Raw genomic sequence first — 16,293 nt, 5'->3', positions numbered from 1 at the left:
CCCCTCGCATTAGCATTCTGTAAATTGCATAAAGCTAAATATTCCTTGCTCTGGCCTTTAGCGAACGCTAATCTTTGGGCGTCTAGGAGGCCTTATGACGCTACTCGATTACATGAAAAAGGTTGAGAAAGCCGAGTTGGAGAAGTTCGCGGAGAGCTGCGGCACCTCGCTCGGGCAACTGCGGCAAGTCGCTTATGGCAACCGTCGTGCCTCCGCGGGGCTGGCCATCGCAATTGATCGCGAGACGGCCGGGCAGGTGCCATGTGAGGAGACCCGGCCAGATATCGACTGGGCTTACCTGCGTGGCAACTGCGGGCAGGCCGCGTGAATCACCCGCCACCACTTACCACCGCATAGCGGGGTGGCGCTGCCGGCACCGTGGCCTTACCAGCAGAGCGGGGCTGGCAGTAAGGAGAGCAACAAACCTGACGCCACGGCGGCAGGTGCAATAGAGGCCGGAATCAGGATCCCACTTACCAATGATCTCCTGACCCGGCGTTCCGGTGACGCGGTTACCAGCCGCTCCACCTCAACAACCGTTTCCCCTGAGGCACAGCACGTACATAAGGGGTTTCGGCTGCTGTGGTCATAGGATAGGGCGCTGCCCGACCTGTGGCTATGGTAGTTAGCGGGGTTTACTACCAATGAGCACGGATACAGCAATGACGGGCGGGCCAGTGCGCTCGCTCGCGGCGGCGATCGATCTGGATTGCCGCGAGTTCAAAGGCGGTCACACGGCGGTGTGCGCCATCCTCGAGGAGCCTTACGGCCCTTTCCAGAAACGCCTCTCCAGTTCCTACCCTGAGCACCACCTCAACACCCTGCAGCTGGCCCGTGTGGTCGAGCTGACGCGCGGGCCGATGGTGCGCGAGTGGTTCGAGCAGGTGTTCGGTGTGGTGACGTACCAGCCCAAGCCGGTGCAGGCCAGCCAGGATGCTCTGAAGCAACTGAGCCGGCTGCTGGAGAAAGAGGGCAAGTTCGTCGGCAGCCTGGTTGGCGGCGCGGCGGACAACCAGTGGAACGCTGACGAAGTGGCCGCGCTCGAGGAGCACGGCTATGCGCTGATCGGCAAGCTGCTGGGCATCATGGCCGGCGCGCGTGAGGCGATGGAGGGCCGCAGCAATGGCTGATGCACTCGACCTGGCGAGCGAACGCGAAGAACACCTGCGGGCTGGGGCGATCCTGGCTCATCGCAAGGCAGTAGCGCCGGCCTACACGATCAGCGCCGAGCACTGTGAGAGCTGCGGTATCGAGATTCCGGCGGCACGGCGGCTGGCGGTGCCAGGGTGCCAGACGTGTGTGGATTGTCAGGCTTATCGGGAGGTGCGCCGTGGGTGAATCCCAGCTGAAGCCCTGCCACTGCTCATATGAGGGCGCGCTGGCTGGCATCAATCACCAGGGCGTCTACCTCTCGCTTACCTGTCCAGAATGCCGCCGCTCGGTTAAGGCCTTCACCATGGAGGGCCTGATCGAAGCTTGGAACGAGCCTGCAAAGCCTAAGCAGGAGGCGAGCTGATGGGATACCTCAACCCGCTACTGAATCTCCCTGCTGGGAAGGCGTTGCTTAATCTTCCAGAGGCGGATCGGGCTCGCCTCGAGTCTGTATTTCGCCAACTGCGTGAGCAGGCGAATGCTGAGGCCGAGAATGCTTGGCGGCGCCGTAAAGGGCCGATGGCCGCTTATTGGCGAGCTGTCGCGACCTACGCCCGACATATCGCGCATGCCTTGAGGAAAGGGGCTGCCGAATGACCAATGCTGCAACCACCTCCCCAGCCCCCATCGCTGCCTGGGCGCGGCGATATATCGAGAGCTTCAAACTGGCCCTGGTGCCCATACCCGAGGGAGAAAAAGGCCCAACTGGTAAGGGCTGGAACAAGCCCGGCGGCTATATCACCGACGCGGCGAAGGCCGAGGCGCACTGGACGAAGCACCCGAAACAGAACATGGGCGTTTTGCTCGGTGCGAGCGGCGCGTGCTCGCTGGACGTCGACCACGTGGAGTGGACGCGCCAGGTGCTGAGTGACCTGCTGGGCATGAGCCTGGACGATGTGGCTGCTGAGCACGCGACCAGCGTGGGCAACCCTGAGCGTTTCCGCATCATGTTCGCGGTGCCGGCTGGCTGCGAGTTCAGCCGGCATTCACTGGTGTGGCCCAACCCTGACGACCCGGATGGCTCGAAGCACAAGCTGGCCATGAAGGCGGTGAAGCGTGCGCAGGAGATCGGCGACAAGGGCTTGGAAGCGGAGATACGCGCCAAGGCCAAAGCGCTGGCACCGGTCACGGTGTTCGAACTGCGTGGCGGGGATGTGCAGGACGTGCTGCCGCCCTCGATCCACCCTGGTACCGGCCAGCCTTACACCTGGCGCACGGCGCCGAGCGCTGATGGCTTCGGCGAGTTGCCGCGCGACCTGGTGAACATCTGGACCAACTGGGAGGTGTTCAAGCGCATGGCGCTGGTCGCCTGCCCATGGGCGCCGAAAGCGACGGAGCCAGCGGCCAAGAAGGCTGCGACCTCGGCGGCGGCCGGCGGGAAGGGCGAGTCGGTGGTGGATGCCTATAACCGCACCTATGACGCCGCGAGCCTGCTGCAGGCCGCCGGCTACATGAAGCGTGGCAAGAAGTGGCTCTACCCGGGCAGCTCGACGGGCCTGCCGGGTATTTCGATCAACGATGAAGGCCGGGTGTATTCGCACCACGGCGCCGACCCGTTGGCGAACGGCCACTGGAATGACCCGTTCGATGTGTTCTGCCTCCTCGAGCACGATGGCGACCAGAAGGCGGCGGTGAAGGCCGCGGCGAAGCTGCTCGGCGTGGATCACGCCAGCAAGCGCAAGGAGGTGGTGAAGCAGAGCGGCCCGAAGGCGGATGCGCCGCCTGTGGACGCAGCGCCCGAGATGCCGCCGCAGGCTGATGACCTTCCCCCGGCCCCATCTGACGCAGAGGGCGACAGCGGGGCCGGCACCACCAGCACCGGGGGCGCGGGGGGAGGTTTCTCGCTGGCCTGGCTGCTGCGGCGTTATGCGCTGATCGAGGGCACCACGCACGTGTGGGATATCGATGCGGCGAAGAAGATCAAGAAGTCGGGCTTCATCGCCCACATCGGCAAAGAGTCGTTCAAGGAGTGGGAGGCGGTCACCGACAACCGCAAGAAGCGGGTGAGCGAGGAATGGGTCAAGGATAACGAGCGCACCCAGGCGCTGGCCGGCAAGGCGCTGGGCGACTTCTCGATGCCGATGATGACGCGCTATGTGTACATCGATGGAACGAAGGACGCCTGGGACTACGCGAAGAAGCGGCGGATCGCCGAGGGCGCGGTGAAGATGGCCCTGGGCGATGCGTACAGCTTGTGGCTGAACAGCCCGGATCGGCGCGTGGTAGATATGAACCACATCGTGTTCGACCCGACGATGACGCATGACCCTGAGGTGTACATCAACACGTTCGAGGGCCTGCCGCTGCAGCCTGAGCGCAACGATGCGGCGTGCGAGAACCTGATCTGGCTGGTGTCGTTCCTGTGCAACCACGCCGAGGACGCCACGCAGTGGCTGTCGCGCTTCCTGGCCTACCCGCTGCAGCACACGGGCGCCAAGCTGGATACGGCGGTGCTCATGCACTCGACGACCGAGGGCTCGGGCAAGAGCCTGTTGTTCTCGGTGGTGATGGGGCGCATCTACGGGCAGTACTCGGCCACGGTGGGGCAGACTCAGCTGGAAGGCTCGTTCAATGCTTGGCAGAGCGGGAAGATGTGGGCGGTGTTCGAGGAGGTTGTGAGCCGCGACCAGAAGTACAACCAGGTGGGGAAGATCAAGCAGCTGATCACCGGGCAGACGGTGCGCATCGAGTCGAAGTTCGTGAACGGGTGGGAGGAGGCGTCGCACATGAATGCGGTGTTCCTCTCGAACGAGATCGTGCCCTGGCCGATCAGCGACAGCGACCGGCGATTCCTGGTGATGTGGCCCGAGGCGAAGCTGCCGGAGGAACGGCAGAAGGCGATCAAGCACGAGCTGGATAACGGCGGCGTCGAGGCGTTCTACGCCTGGCTGCTGGCCTACGACCTGGGCAACTTCGACAAGCAGACCAAGCCGCCCGTAACGCCGGCGCGCGAGCGCCTGGTGGCATTGAGCCGGGCGCCGTGGCAGACGTTCATGCACCTGTGGCGGCTGGGCGAGCTGGGCGATGGGTTGTGGGGTGCGTGCCTGAGTAGTGACCTGTACGCGCTGTTCGTCGAGTGGTGTCAGCGGGGCAAGGAGCATTCGATGAGCCAGACGAAGTTCTCGCTGTTCATCTCGACGATGGATGTGGACAAGACGCGCTCGATACCCTGGACGGACGGCAACACGCGGCGGTTCGCGGCGTTCTTCTTCCCGAAGGATGAGAGCTCCTTCCTGCCACCATCCGTTGAGTCGGCCGCCCTTGGCGTGCATGTACGCGAGTGGCGTGCCAAGGCGCGCCTCGCCGGCTGGCACGTGGACAAATGGGACCACGTGCAGCAGGTGGCGGCATGACTACGGCCAAAAGTGTGTTGGGTGTGTTGGGTATGTGTTGGGTTGGTTTGGGCAACCCAACACACATTGCGCCCAGTAAATCCGGGCGTTGTGGCGCGGTGTGTTGGGTGTGTTGGGTTTACGCGCCCGCGCGCGTGCGTATGCGAAAAAAATCACTCTCCCTCTCATGGGGTAACCCTTCAAGCGGCTGCGTTTTTTCACCACGCGAGACCTTTAAAAACCTTACCAACCCAACACACCCAACACACATTGCTTTAAAGCATTGTTCTGAAAGGGGTTTAGTTGTGTTGGGTGTGTGTTGGGTTGAGCGATTTTGTGTTGGGTTGAGTTTTGAGCGGGGGAATGGGCGATGAATGAGGTGATCGAGGCGCTGTTGGTGCGCTGGGGCGAGGAACAAGGCAGCCCGGCCCTGAATGTGAGCATCCGTTCGCCGCTGGGCAGCATGGACGAGGAGGGCGCGCGGGGTGTGGCAGGTTCTCGCTGCCTGCTGACCAGTGTGGAGTGCAATGCGGCCCTGACCCCGGCATCGAGCTTGGTGGAGCAGGCACTGATTGAGCTGGCAGCAGATGAGCCCGCCGGCCTGGGATCGTTGGGGCGTGTGCTCCGCGGGCTCGCTGTGGTTCGGTATGCGCGGCAGCCGCGGTTGCAGGTGCGTGAGCAATGCGCCGCCTTGGGCATATCGCAGCGCACCTATCGCAGCCGGGTGAGTGATCTGCATCTGGCCCTTGAAGACCAACTGCCAAGATTGATGCGGCGTCGGCAGGTGGCGGAGGCTGCGTTGCCGAGTTCGCAGGCGGCGAAGAAACGCCTGGAACACGCTCGCTTGGCAGCCAAGGCGCAGGCTCATTCGAAACGTGAACGGGAGGCTGGGCTGCGAGCTTTCGCGCGGGCTGTGAAGCGAGCGGCACAGGCCCATGGATAACCGTTCGTCGGGGCGTGTTGTCGTGAACCGTGCGCGAACCATGCGTGAACCCTGCGTGAATCGTCACACCGAAAATTGGCCGTTGAGGGCTTGCATGTTCAAGGGGTAAAAGGTGCCCAGGCTTTATTGCGGTGCCCGCGATAAACACCCTGCACGGTGCTGTGCAACTCGACGGTCGCTCCCCGCGCCGTCACCGCCCCTTCGGGGGCAACCATTCCGAAGCCCTGCCGACCTGGCGGGGCTTCTTCGTTTCAGGCCCTTGGCCCCTTGGGAGTATTCGTGATGGCCGAGCCGACAGTGGTAGCGGCTGGTGTCGCTGGGGCGCTGGGTGCCGCGTTGACCGGGTTCCTCGCAGGTGTCGACGGCAACGCGGCCACCGGGGCGTTGTGCGGTGCGCTGGTGTTCTTCGTAGCACGCGAAGATCTGAAGCTGCTCGAGCGAATTGTGTACTTCTTCGTCAGCCTGCTGATGGGCTATCTGTTCAGCCCTGCGCTATCTGAGCTGGAGTTCCAGGGTATCCGGCCGTTCGCCTATTCGGGGCCGGCTGCATTCGCGGCGGCGGCGCTGGTAGTGACCGTGACCGTGGTGGCGATCAAGAAGCGCGGGCCACCGCCGCCCGTAACGGGAGACGCTGATGGCTAGTTTGATCATGACCCAGGCCACCTTCTGGTTGTGCGTGGTGCTGTTCGTTCGGTTGTTCACCTTCCAGCGCGGCGCCCTTCGCTTTCGGCGCGGTATGTCGTGCCTGGCGTACGTGGCGGCGGCCAGCGCCGGTGCTGCGGTGATCCACATCCTGCAAGGCGACTTGGTGTTGCCCGGGCATGCATGGCCGCTGGTGGTGCTGCTCGCGATCTTTACCGGGCTGGTGGTGCGGGCTCGGGGCAACTTGGCCGCCGTGCTGCGGCCTGGGGCGGGCTGGAATGGACTGGAGCGGCGCCGCGGTAATGAGGGGTAGGATCACGGCCGACGATCTCGACGATGCGTTGGCCGCTCTCAAGCAACTGGAGCCAAAGCTGGCTAACGCGGCGTTGGCCGATGCGCTGAACCACACGCTCAACCAGGCCGAGCCATTGGTTCGAGCCGAGATGCGCGACGTGTTCGACCGTCCCACACCGTTCACGCTGAACTCCATCCGCAAGATCAACGCACGGCCCAACAATCTGGAAGCCGCGCTGTGGATCAAGGATGACAAGGACGGCGCGGCAACCGGCAAGCAGTTCGCCCCTGAAGACTGGGTGGCGCCGCAGGTGTTCGGTGGTGGTCGTCAGCAGCGTGCGTCCGAGACCTGGCTACGTCAGGCTGGGATTCTGCCGTCTGGGCTGTTCGCCGTGCCTGGTGCAGGGGCGCGCCTCGATCAGTACGGCAACATGCAGCGCGGCCACATGATGCAGATCCTGTCCGGCCTGAAGGCGCTGAACCGGTCCGGGTCTGATCACAGCGCGACGGCAAGTCGTCGGTCGCTGCGCAAGGGCCACGCTCTGGCGTTCTTCGTGATGAAGCGGGGCAAGACGCCCATAGGCATCGCTGAGCGACGCGGCAAGTCGGTGAGTATGGTGATCGCCTTCGTACGACAGCCGCAGTACCGCGAGCGCCTGGACTTCCATGGTGTGGTGCGGCGAGTCGCCGAGAACGATGCGCAGCTCGAAGCGAACATCGACAAGGCCATTGCTGATGCCCTGAGCGGTCGGCTGCCGACCAACTTCAGTCGTCGCCCGGGCGGGCGGCGGGGAGGGTAGGCGGGGCGCTGAGCCTGCCGCGAATGGGCCGGGGGCCCCTGGGGCCGCGGGGCTCGTAAGGGTAATTCGAGCCCCGCTCTCGCGCTAGTGGGAGGCTGTGGGAGTTAGTTAACAGGGGTTAATTCGGTTAATTCCTCGGGTAATTCTGGTTAACAGGTGAATTCATGACGGTCATGACAAAGGCTGAGTTCGCGGATAGCCGCGGCTGGTCTCGGCCGTATGTTTCCAAGCTGGTCAGCCAGGGGCGCCTGGTGCTGACCGAAGACGGCAAGAAGATCGATGTCGAGGCCAGTCTCGCGCTGTTGGGTGATACAGCCGACCCAAGCAAGGCCGGCGTTGCCGAACGGCACCAACGCGACCGAGCAGAAAAGGGCGTGCATGCGCTCGTTTCACCGTTGGCTCCGCCATCGACCGCGCCAGGCGCTGGAGGTGGCGACAGCTACCAGAAGGCAAGGGCTCACCGGGAGACCTACCTGGCGCTGCTTGCTGAGGACGAATTCCTTAAGGGGCGCGGTGAGCTGGTCGAGCGTAAGGCGGTCGACACCGCAGCTTTCAACACCGCCCGAACCGTGCGTGACCTGATTCTGGGCCTGCCGCCCAAGATTGCCGGCGAGCTGATTGCGATCACCGATACCTGGGAAATGGAGCGCAAGCTCACCGAGCTGCTGCGAGGCGTCCTTGAGGACGCCGCCAGCCTGGTGCAGCTGGACGCCGAGATCGAGCAGGGGGCGAAGGAGCCGAACTAGCCATGCAACACGCGTATGCCGACGGTGCCGCCACGTACCGTGCGGCATACCACCGCGGCCTGGAGCTCGATCCGGAACTGTGGATCGATCAGTGGGCCGACGAGTACCAGCGCATCCCGAAGGACACCGGCGCCGCCGAGCCCGGCAAGTACCACACCGACCGCACGCCCTTTGCGCGCGAGCCGATGCGCTGCCTGTCACCGCTGCACCCATGCAAGCGCGTGGTGACCATGGTCGCTTCGCAAATGATGAAGACGCAGATCGCGCTCAACTGGATTGGCGGCAACATCCACATGGCGCCGGCCAACATCCTGGCGCTGCTGCCGAGCGAGAAACTGGCACGCCGGGTGTCCAGCCGGATCGACAAGACGATTAAAGCGGTGCCGGAGCTGAAAGATCGCGTGGCCAAGCCGCGTTCCCGTGACGCGCGCAACACGCTTGATACCAAGGAGTTCGAGGGCGGGACGCTGTACTGCACGACCGCCGGCTCGGCCGCCAACCTGGCTGAACTGGCAGCACGCTACATCTACGGCGATGAGATCGACCGCTGGGATGTGGATGTCGACAGCGAAGGCGATCCCATTGAACTGGCCGAGGCGCGCGGCACCACGTTCGGCCGTAAGGCGAAGTTCTACTTCTCCAGCTCGCCGACGATCAAGGGCGCCTCGCGCATTGACGATCTGTACGAGCAGAGCGACAAGCGCCGATATTTCGTGCCGTGTCCGCACTGCGGGCATTACCAAGTGCTGGAGTGGGCCAACCTCAAGTACACAGCCGACTACAAGCGTGTCGACTACCTCTGCAGCAACCCCGAGTGTGGTGCGCTGATCGAGGAACACCACAAGACTGCCATGCTACTGGCCGGCGAGTGGCGGGCCACAGCCACGGGTGATGGAGAAACGGTGGGCTTCCACCTCAATGCGCTCTATTCCCCATTGGGCTGGCTGTCCTGGCAGGGCTTAGCCAAGCAGTATGACAAGGCAAAAGTCGCTGCCGATCGCGGCGATAACGAGCCCATGCAGGTGTTTTACAACACCCGTCTGGCGCTGGTGTGGGATGCCGCGCAGGAGATGACCAAGGCCGCCGAGCTGAAGGCTCGCGCCGAAGATTATCGCCTTGGTACGGTGCCGCAAGGTGCGCTCATTCTCACCGCCGCCGTCGACGTGCAACACAACCGCCTTGAACTGTTGGTGATCGGCTGGGGTGAAGGGCTGGAGCGTTGGGTGGTCGATTACATTGTTGTCCCGGGTGATCCAGCCCTGCAACGCACGTGGCTGGATCTGGACGAGCAACTGAAGCGCCGGTACCAGCATGCCTCTGGCGTAGAGCTGGCCATCTGCGCCACGGCGGTCGACTCCGGTGGTCACCACACCGATGAGGTCTACCAATTCACCCGGTTACGCCGCTGGCGGAAAGTGTTCGCGGTGAAGGGGGCGAGCAAGCCCGGCCGGCCCGTGCTGGCTCAGCGCCCGTCGAAAGTCGATGTGACGTACAACGGCCAAACCGAGAAACAGGGCGCCGAGCTTTGGATCATCGGCACCGACACGGCGAAGGACTGGATCTACAACCGTTACCCGTTCGCCGACGGCCCAGGTGCATTGCACTTCTCGACAGACCTGCCGGACGAGTTCTACGACCAGGCCGTGGCAGAGCGAAAGATCACAGTCTACGTGAAGGGCTACAAGCGCACCGTCTGGGTGAAAGGCAAGGCCGAGCGCAACGAAGTACTCGACCTACTGGTTTACAACCAGGCAGCTGCCCAGTTCCTGGGACTGCATCGTTATCACCTGGGCGAGTGGAGCAAGCTGCGCGCCGCTGTCAGTCAGGGCAGCCTGTTCGCGCAGCCTGCCGCCAGCAGCAACGTTGCTGCCCTGCAGGAGGAGGCCGTAAAGGCAGCCAGCCCGCCACCCCCGAAGCCCGCATCACAACCAACCTCGCGCCGTGTATCCCGCAGCGCCTACCTCAAACGATGACAAGAGGGCCGCCGATGGCCAGCGCACAGGAGCGCCTGGACGAAGTCCGGGCGTCAATTCAAGACATCCTGACCAAGGGGCAGAGCGTCAGTAAGGGTGACCGTCGGCTGGATCGGGCGGCCCTTGCAAGCTTGCGGATGTTGGAAGAGCAGTACGCCGCCGAAGCTGCTCGCGAGGCGCGTGTCGGTCGTCCACGGCAGATCCGGTTGTACAACCGCGGCAAGGGGGCATGATGGGCTATCGACTTCGTGCCAAGCCAGCGCGGCTTCAGGTTGTAAACAGCTATGAGGGCGCCGGCCAAGGCCGTCGCGCGCAGAGCTGGGATGCTCCCGACGCTGCCCTGAACACCATTGCCATTCCGGCGCTGCCAACACTTCGCAAGCGTTCCAAGGCTGCGGTGCGCAATAACCCCTGGGCCGCCAGTGGCATCGGTAAGCGAGTTAGCAGCCTGATCGGTACCGGCATCACACCCCGCGCTCAGATAAAGGATGAAGCGCTACGCAGTGCCATCAATCAGCTCTGGAGCGACTGGACCGACGAAGCCGACGCCGACAATCTCACCGACTTCTACGGCCAGCAAGCGCTGATCGCTCGCATGGTCGAAGAGTCCGGCGAGTGCTTTGTTCGGTTGCGTTACCGCCGGCCGGAGGATGGCCTGGCGGTACCACTGCAACTGCAGATTCTGCCGCCAGAGTTCGTGCCACTGGATCGCAACTTCGTCACCCGACGCGGCAACGTCGTGCGCGCAGGCATCGAGTTCGACCAGGTTGGCCGTCGCGTGGCGTACTGGATGTGGAAGAACCACCCCGGTGATGCCCGGGCGCTGGGAACCAGCTACAACACGCTCAACCGTATACCTGCCAGCGAAGTGCTGCACATCTTCGAGCCGCTGGAAGGTGGCCAGCTACGCGGTATTCCGCGCCTGGCGCCGGTGCTGCTACGGCTCAAGTCGCTGGACAACTACGACGACGCGGTGCTGTTCCGGCAGGAACTCGCCAACCTGTTCGCCGGGTTCATCACCAAGCCCCGGCCAGATGGTCCGCCCGTTCTGGACACGCTAACCGGCCAGCCGATCCAAGCTGACTCCGACGGCACGCCGATGGTGGCCATGGAGCCAGGCACCATGCAGGAGCTGCTCGAAGGCGAGGAGGTTGTCTTCTCCGAACCGCCGGGAGCGGGCGATACCTACGTGCCATTCATGAAACAGCAGCTCATGGCGGCGGCCGCAGGCATCGAACTGCCCTACGAGCTGCTCACCGGTGATATGGCCGACATCAGCGATCGGGTTCTGCGCGTTCTGCTCAACGAGTTCAGGCGCCGTATCGAGCAGCTCCAGTTCAGCGTTTACGTGTTCCAGCTTTGCCGGCCGGTCCGCGCGGCCTGGCTCGACGCGGCCTGGCTCTCTGGAGCAATCCAGTTGCCCGACTACCAGGCAAAGCGGCGCGATTACCTGCGCACTCGCTGGGTGCCGCAAGGCTGGGCCTACATGCACCCCGTGCAGGACGTGCAAGGCAAGCTGCTGGAAATCAAGGGCGGGCTGGCCAGCCGCAGCGAGCACGCGCTGCGCAGCGGCTATGACGCCGAGGTCATCGACCAGGAAAACGCCGATGACAACGCTCGGGCCGAGAAGCTTCGGCTCAACTACACCACCGACACGGCCGATCTGGCTGGCCAGAAAGAGGAAACCCCATGAAGAAGATGACCAACCGCCTGGCGCTGGCGGTAATGCTGGGTGGCCTGGGCATCGACGCCTTCGCCCAGCCGCGCATGCTGAACTTAGAAGGTGCGCCCGACCTGAACGCCGAGCACTGGTACAGCATCCAGGCAGCTGGCGAGGAGGGCGCCAAGCCCATAGAGGTCTACATCTACGGCGAGATTGGCTTCTGGGGTGTCACCTCCGGTGACTTTATCCGTGACCTGAAAGCCGTCGACGACGGTGTGTCCGAGGTGCATGTGCACTTCGACACGATCGGCGGTGACCTCTTCGACGGCATCGCCATTCACAACGCGCTACGCGCCTTGGGTGAGCGCTGCACTGGGCAGATCGACGGAGCGTGCTTCAGCGCTGGTAGCGTAGCCGTCTGCGGCGCTCACAAGGTGCGAATGGCCGATAACGCAATGTTCATGATCCACAACCCGTGGACGTATATGGCCGGGGACAGCACCGAGCTGCGCCAGATGGCGGACATGATGGACAAGGCCTCGGAAGGCATCGTCGCCAGCTACCAGCACCGAGCGCTGAACATCGACGACGCGGAGCTGCGGCGCATGATCAACGACACCACCTGGCTCACCGCCAGCGAGGCCAAGACCCATGGTTTCGTCGATGAAGTGTTCGGCGAGGTCACGCCTCTGGTGAACAACGCAGCCCTGGGCAAGATCCTCAACCGTTACCGCAATGTGCCCGAAGCGGCGCTGCGACTGGTGGGAGAGATCGAGCCAGCAGCGCCCGAGCCGGAACCTGCTCCAGCCCCGGAGCCGGATCCAGTACCGGCTACCCCGGAAGCCGCAGAACTGGCGGCAAAGCTTGCAACCGACTGCGCCCAGGCCGGCTTGACCAACTGCGTCAGTTACCTGATCAAGGCCAGCGCCTTGGCCAGCGCCGATGCTGTGCAGTCGCACTTCAATCGAGCCAAAGACGTCCGCGCCGCCTGCCTGGTGGCCAAGGTGCCAGATGAAGCCCAGGAGTTAATCGAAGCCGGTCTTACGGGCGAGCAAGCTCGAGCCAAGCTGTTCGACAAGCTGGCGACCAGCAGTAGTCAGGTCCAGATCGATAACAAGCCCGCACTTCCTGAAAACCAGTCGGTGGCAACAGCTAAGTCGGTCGATCCCGATGCCATTTACAACAGCCGCAAACCCAAAGCCTCATAAGGAGGAAACATGACTATCAAAACCGAAGGCGTACACGCCGGGGAATTCCTCCTGTCGGAGGCGCGCGGCTATCGCAGCCGCGAAAACATCATCATCAGCGCCGGTGCTGGCAAGCTGCTGGCGGGAACGCTTATCTCCATTCTTACCTCGGCGAATGCCGGCCAGTCCACGCCAGCAGCTGGGAATACCGGCGACGGTGTGTTGAGCAATGTCCTCGTATCCAGCACGGCCGTTTCTGGCAGCTATCTGGTTGAGGTTACATCTGCGCCTGCAGATGGCGCTAAGTTCACGGTTAGCGACCCCACTGGAAAGGAAATCGGCAAGGGTGTGGTAGGTACCCAATTTTTAAACAAGGGGCTGGCATTCGATCTGGCCGAGGGCGCTACCAAGTTCGTCAAGGGTGACGCGTTCACCATCGCCGTTAAGGCAGGTCTCGGCGAGTGGGTGCCCTACGACGACGATGGTGACAACGACGGCCGCCGTGCAGCCTCTGGTGTTCTCTGGGCCGGCGTGGACGCTACTGAAAACGATGTGCAGGGCGTTGCAATCGTTCGCGACGCCGAGGTGATCGACAGCCTGGTTATTGGGCTCGACGCCCCCGGGCAGGCCGACCTTCTGGCCGCTGGTGTAATCGTCCGCACCTCCAACCCGGACTATCCCACGCTCGGCGAGTGAACCTCCGCCCACCTGACACCCTGAGCCCCGCAACTGCGGGGCTCGTCATTTCTAGGAGCCTGACATGGCTGAGATTACGATTTTCGAAGATGACGCCTTCAGCGTCACCAACCTGCTGACTGTGATCAACGAAGAGCACGTAGTGCCTGGCCAGATCGCGGCCGCTGGCCTGTTCGAGGAGCAGGGCAGCACCACGGTCACCCAGCAGATCGAAAAGGATGGCATGACCCTGCGTCTGGTTGAAGCCAAACCCCGCGGTGGCGTTCCCCAGGTCGTCACCGGCGACAAGCGCAAGATGATTCCTTTCAACACCGTGCACCTGCCAGAAACCTTCAGCATCTACGCTGACGAGATCCAGGGCATCCGTGCTTTTGGCTCACGCACCGAACTGCAATCGGCTGAAGCGGTGGTTGCTGCTCGCATCCGCAAGTGTCGCCTGCAGATGGAGCTGACTCACGAGTACCAGCGTATCGGCGCTATCAAGGGCCTCGTGCTCGACGCGGATGGTACGACCGAGTTGCTGGATATCTATCATGCCTTCGGTATCAAGCGCCCGGTGGCTTTCTCTCTGGGCCTCGATAAGCCCGACACTGATGTTAGCGTTGTGCTGACTGAAGTGCTGGATAAGCAGGAAACTGCGCTGGGCACTACCCCGTCCAGTACCTCTCGTGGCTACGCGGGCAAAGAGTTCTGGGCCAAGCTGATCGCTCACAAGAACGTCCGTGAAACCTACCTCAACACCCAGCAGGCAGCAGCGCTGCGCGGTGATCGACGCGGCACGTTCGAGTTCGGCGGGGTGATCTGGGAGCGCTACAAGGGCCAGTTGGGCGCGAAGCATTTCGTTGACCCTAAAGAGGCTCACATCGTCCCCGAAGGTGTGCCAGGCCTGTTCATCACCGCTTTCGCGCCTGCTGATTACATGGAAACGGTGAACACGCTCGGTCTGCCTTTCTACTCCAAGCTGGAGCGCATGCCCTACGACAAGGGCATCGCGGGCGAGGCTCAGTCCAACCCGCTGCACCTGTGCACCAAGCCGCTGGCTGTGCGCACGGTAACCATCTGACGTGGCCGGCTTCGGCGAGGCGATGGCGGCAGTCGATGCCGCTATCGAAAGCAGCCTAACCGACGGCAGCGCCGACTTCCTTGCCAGCAACGGCACCCTGCAGCGGCACGGCCTGGCCATCATGCTCGACAAGGAGGTCGAGCGGTTCGACCAGGTGGGCGGCGGCGTCAGCCGTGCGGTGACCATCAGCGTGCGCATTGCTGCTCTCGGGCAGTACGACCGCCAGGGCGCCTTCAAGCTCGACAGTTGCCAGTGGGGTGCCGATGGCAAGACCTGGCACCTCGACGGCATCGTGAGCGATGACGGCGCCTGGATCACCTTCTACGTGGTGCCCTGACATGCCGACCGACATTCAATCCGAAATCATCGCCGAGCTGATCAAGCGGCTGGGTGTTGTCGAGTCGTTCGGCGCCGAAGTCCTCGAGGACAACGTGCTTCGCGTGATCGATGCCGAGGACACGAGCGGCCTGCGGGATGACTTCATCATCATCCAGGTCGGCCAGACCGAGGACGTCGAGCGTAAAACGCCCGGCAGTGTCCGCGAAGCGGTCACGTTGAACATTACTGCCATCACCCGCCGGCGTAGCTCGGGCCCTCTGCTGCGTGCTGCCAGGCTTGGCATCAAGTGCGCGCTGCCCGGCCAGAAGGCAGGGCTGACAACCCAAGGCGTGCAGACAGTCACCTTCCTACCCGACACACCCATGCCGGCCCCGCCGGGCCGGCCCTGGGCATGCCATGTGATGCCGATTCAAGTCGGCTACGTGCAGCCCCTCAAATGAGGAACCCGTAATGCCCAAGATCAAAATCACCCAGGCGTTCAACTTCCAATCTGGTGGTGTGACCAAGCACTACGAGAAGGGCGAACAGGACGTGCCCCAGGCCGTAGCAGATCACGCAATCGCGCGTGGTTACGCGCCGGCTCCGAAGGAGCCTGAAGGCGCTGCGGCCAAGTCGGCCGCTGATCCTGCTGCTGACAAAGCCGCCAGCAAGGCCTGAGCAATAACCCCATTCGACAGAGGTAGCCTCAATGTCTCAGATTGACCGCTCGTTCATCGGCGAGGGCATTGCCTATGCTCGCGCCTATCAGTCCCAAGATCCGCTGCTGGACATGGGCAACTGCGATGCCTTCAACATCGCATTCACCACCAATCGCCAGACGCTTCCGAATTACCGTGGCGGCGGCGGTAACCGCAACGCGCGTGAGCCCGTCACCGACGTGACCGCTACTGTCGGTCTGTACGACCTGACCGATACCAACGTTGCACGTGTAACGCGCTCCACGATTCAGAACGTGGCAGCCGGTGTGCAGACAGATGAGCCGGCCATCGCGGGCGGTGTTGAGGGGGAACTGATCCCGTTCAAGCATCTCCCAGACCTATCCAAGCCGATCACCGTCAAGGGGGCTGACGATACGCCGCTCGAGGCAGGTATCGATTATCTGCTTACCCCGCATGGCATTCTGCGCACTGCTGTGTCCAAGATCACCGCGGCAGGTGTGTTGTTCACTTACACCAAACGGGAATCCAGCGCGCTGCAGATGCTTAATGGCAGTGCGGTGGAAATGGAGATATTCATCGCGGGCCTCAACGATGCGCAGAGCGGCGAGCCCTACACGTTGCGCCTGCGCCGCGTGAAGTTCGGCATGCTGGCTTCGCTGCCGGTGTTCGGTCAGGAGTACCTGAAGCTGGAAGGCCCGGCCGAGCTGCTGGCTGATCCGCTGGTATTGGCCAACGACATCAGCAAGTTCTGCCAGATGGATATTGTCAAGGCAGCGTGACGAGCCAGGCCATGGACGGCCGGCT

The 16,293-nt window shown here is 63.0% G+C and carries 19 protein-coding genes; all 19 read left to right on the top strand.

Going from position 1 to position 16,293, the window contains the following annotated elements; translation table 11 throughout:
- Positions 1-94 precede the first annotated feature (94 nt).
- The 19 genes from BVH01_RS16155 (at position 95) to BVH01_RS16055 (ending at position 16,268) form a co-directional block, all read left to right on the top strand.
- Positions 95-328: a YdaS family helix-turn-helix protein gene (locus BVH01_RS16155; protein ID WP_075931310.1), complete on the top strand. Its 234-nt coding sequence runs from the start codon at positions 95-97 to the stop codon at positions 326-328.
- 334 nt (positions 329-662) lie between these two features.
- Positions 663-1,130 carry a phage regulatory CII family protein gene (locus BVH01_RS16150; RefSeq protein ID WP_256562783.1) on the top strand — a complete coding sequence of 156 codons (468 nt, stop codon included), beginning with the start codon at positions 663-665 and terminating at the stop codon, positions 1,128-1,130.
- A complete protein-coding gene (locus BVH01_RS16145) occupies positions 1,123-1,338 on the top strand; it encodes a TraR/DksA C4-type zinc finger protein (protein WP_075931308.1) in 216 nt (71 codons plus the stop codon). Before BVH01_RS16150 ends, BVH01_RS16145 begins: the two co-directional genes overlap by 8 nt.
- A gap of 407 nt (positions 1,339-1,745) precedes the next feature.
- Positions 1,746-4,505 (top strand): bifunctional DNA primase/polymerase, encoded by a 2,760-nt coding sequence (locus BVH01_RS16130; RefSeq protein ID WP_075931305.1) that lies wholly within the window; start codon positions 1,746-1,748, stop codon positions 4,503-4,505.
- 349 nt (positions 4,506-4,854) lie between these two features.
- Positions 4,855-5,427, top strand: a complete 573-nt coding sequence (locus BVH01_RS16125) for a hypothetical protein (RefSeq protein WP_075931304.1) — start codon at positions 4,855-4,857, stop codon at positions 5,425-5,427.
- Between the two features lie 282 nt (positions 5,428-5,709).
- Positions 5,710-6,069, top strand: coding sequence for a putative holin (locus tag BVH01_RS16120; protein ID WP_075931303.1), 360 nt, complete (start codon positions 5,710-5,712; stop codon positions 6,067-6,069).
- The gene (locus BVH01_RS16115) at positions 6,062-6,382 is read left to right on the top strand and encodes a phage holin family protein (RefSeq protein WP_075931302.1); all 321 of its coding nucleotides are present in this window, start codon (positions 6,062-6,064) and stop codon (positions 6,380-6,382) included. The genes BVH01_RS16120 and BVH01_RS16115 overlap by 8 nt, the downstream gene beginning before the upstream one ends.
- Complete coding sequence (locus BVH01_RS16110; protein ID WP_371915606.1) at positions 6,348-7,163, top strand: hypothetical protein; 816 nt, start codon at positions 6,348-6,350, stop codon at positions 7,161-7,163. Before BVH01_RS16115 ends, BVH01_RS16110 begins: the two co-directional genes overlap by 35 nt.
- Before the next feature lie 164 nt (positions 7,164-7,327).
- Positions 7,328-7,909, top strand: a complete 582-nt coding sequence (locus BVH01_RS16105; protein ID WP_075931300.1) for a terminase small subunit — start codon at positions 7,328-7,330, stop codon at positions 7,907-7,909.
- Between the two features lie 2 nt (positions 7,910-7,911).
- On the top strand, positions 7,912-9,882 hold the full coding sequence (locus BVH01_RS16100) for a phage terminase large subunit family protein (protein ID WP_075931299.1): 1,971 nt from the start codon (positions 7,912-7,914) through the stop codon (positions 9,880-9,882).
- Positions 9,883-9,896: 14 nt separating this feature from the next.
- Positions 9,897-10,115 carry a hypothetical protein gene (locus tag BVH01_RS16095; protein ID WP_075931298.1) on the top strand — a complete coding sequence of 73 codons (219 nt, stop codon included), beginning with the start codon at positions 9,897-9,899 and terminating at the stop codon, positions 10,113-10,115.
- Entirely contained in the window at positions 10,115-11,575 is a 1,461-nt protein-coding gene (locus BVH01_RS16090; protein WP_075931297.1) for a phage portal protein, read from the top strand. Before BVH01_RS16095 ends, BVH01_RS16090 begins: the two co-directional genes overlap by 1 nt.
- A 5-nt stretch (positions 11,576-11,580) precedes the next feature.
- On the top strand, positions 11,581-12,753 hold the full coding sequence (locus BVH01_RS16085) for a head maturation protease, ClpP-related (RefSeq protein ID WP_256562782.1): 1,173 nt from the start codon (positions 11,581-11,583) through the stop codon (positions 12,751-12,753).
- 9 nt (positions 12,754-12,762) lie between these two features.
- Positions 12,763-13,428: a head decoration protein gene (locus tag BVH01_RS16080; RefSeq protein ID WP_075931295.1), complete on the top strand. Its 666-nt coding sequence runs from the start codon at positions 12,763-12,765 to the stop codon at positions 13,426-13,428.
- Between the two features lie 64 nt (positions 13,429-13,492).
- The gene (locus BVH01_RS16075; RefSeq protein ID WP_075931294.1) at positions 13,493-14,491 is read left to right on the top strand and encodes a major capsid protein; all 999 of its coding nucleotides are present in this window, start codon (positions 13,493-13,495) and stop codon (positions 14,489-14,491) included.
- Position 14,492: 1 nt separating this feature from the next.
- Positions 14,493-14,828, top strand: a complete 336-nt coding sequence (locus BVH01_RS16070; RefSeq protein ID WP_075931293.1) for a hypothetical protein — start codon at positions 14,493-14,495, stop codon at positions 14,826-14,828.
- Between the two features lies 1 nt (position 14,829).
- Positions 14,830-15,270 carry a hypothetical protein gene (locus tag BVH01_RS16065; RefSeq protein WP_075931292.1) on the top strand — a complete coding sequence of 147 codons (441 nt, stop codon included), beginning with the start codon at positions 14,830-14,832 and terminating at the stop codon, positions 15,268-15,270.
- Between the two features lie 10 nt (positions 15,271-15,280).
- Positions 15,281-15,487: a glycogen branching protein gene (locus BVH01_RS16060; RefSeq protein WP_075931291.1), complete on the top strand. Its 207-nt coding sequence runs from the start codon at positions 15,281-15,283 to the stop codon at positions 15,485-15,487.
- Between the two features lie 31 nt (positions 15,488-15,518).
- Positions 15,519-16,268 carry a hypothetical protein gene (locus tag BVH01_RS16055; RefSeq protein ID WP_075931290.1) on the top strand — a complete coding sequence of 250 codons (750 nt, stop codon included), beginning with the start codon at positions 15,519-15,521 and terminating at the stop codon, positions 16,266-16,268.
- The last annotated feature ends 25 nt before the right edge of the window (positions 16,269-16,293 follow it).

Origin of the sequence: Pseudomonas sp. PA1(2017) (genome assembly GCF_001945375.1) — a bacterium.
GTDB lineage: Bacteria > Pseudomonadota > Gammaproteobacteria > Pseudomonadales > Pseudomonadaceae > Aquipseudomonas.
This window is presented reverse-complemented; position numbering and strand designations above follow the sequence as displayed.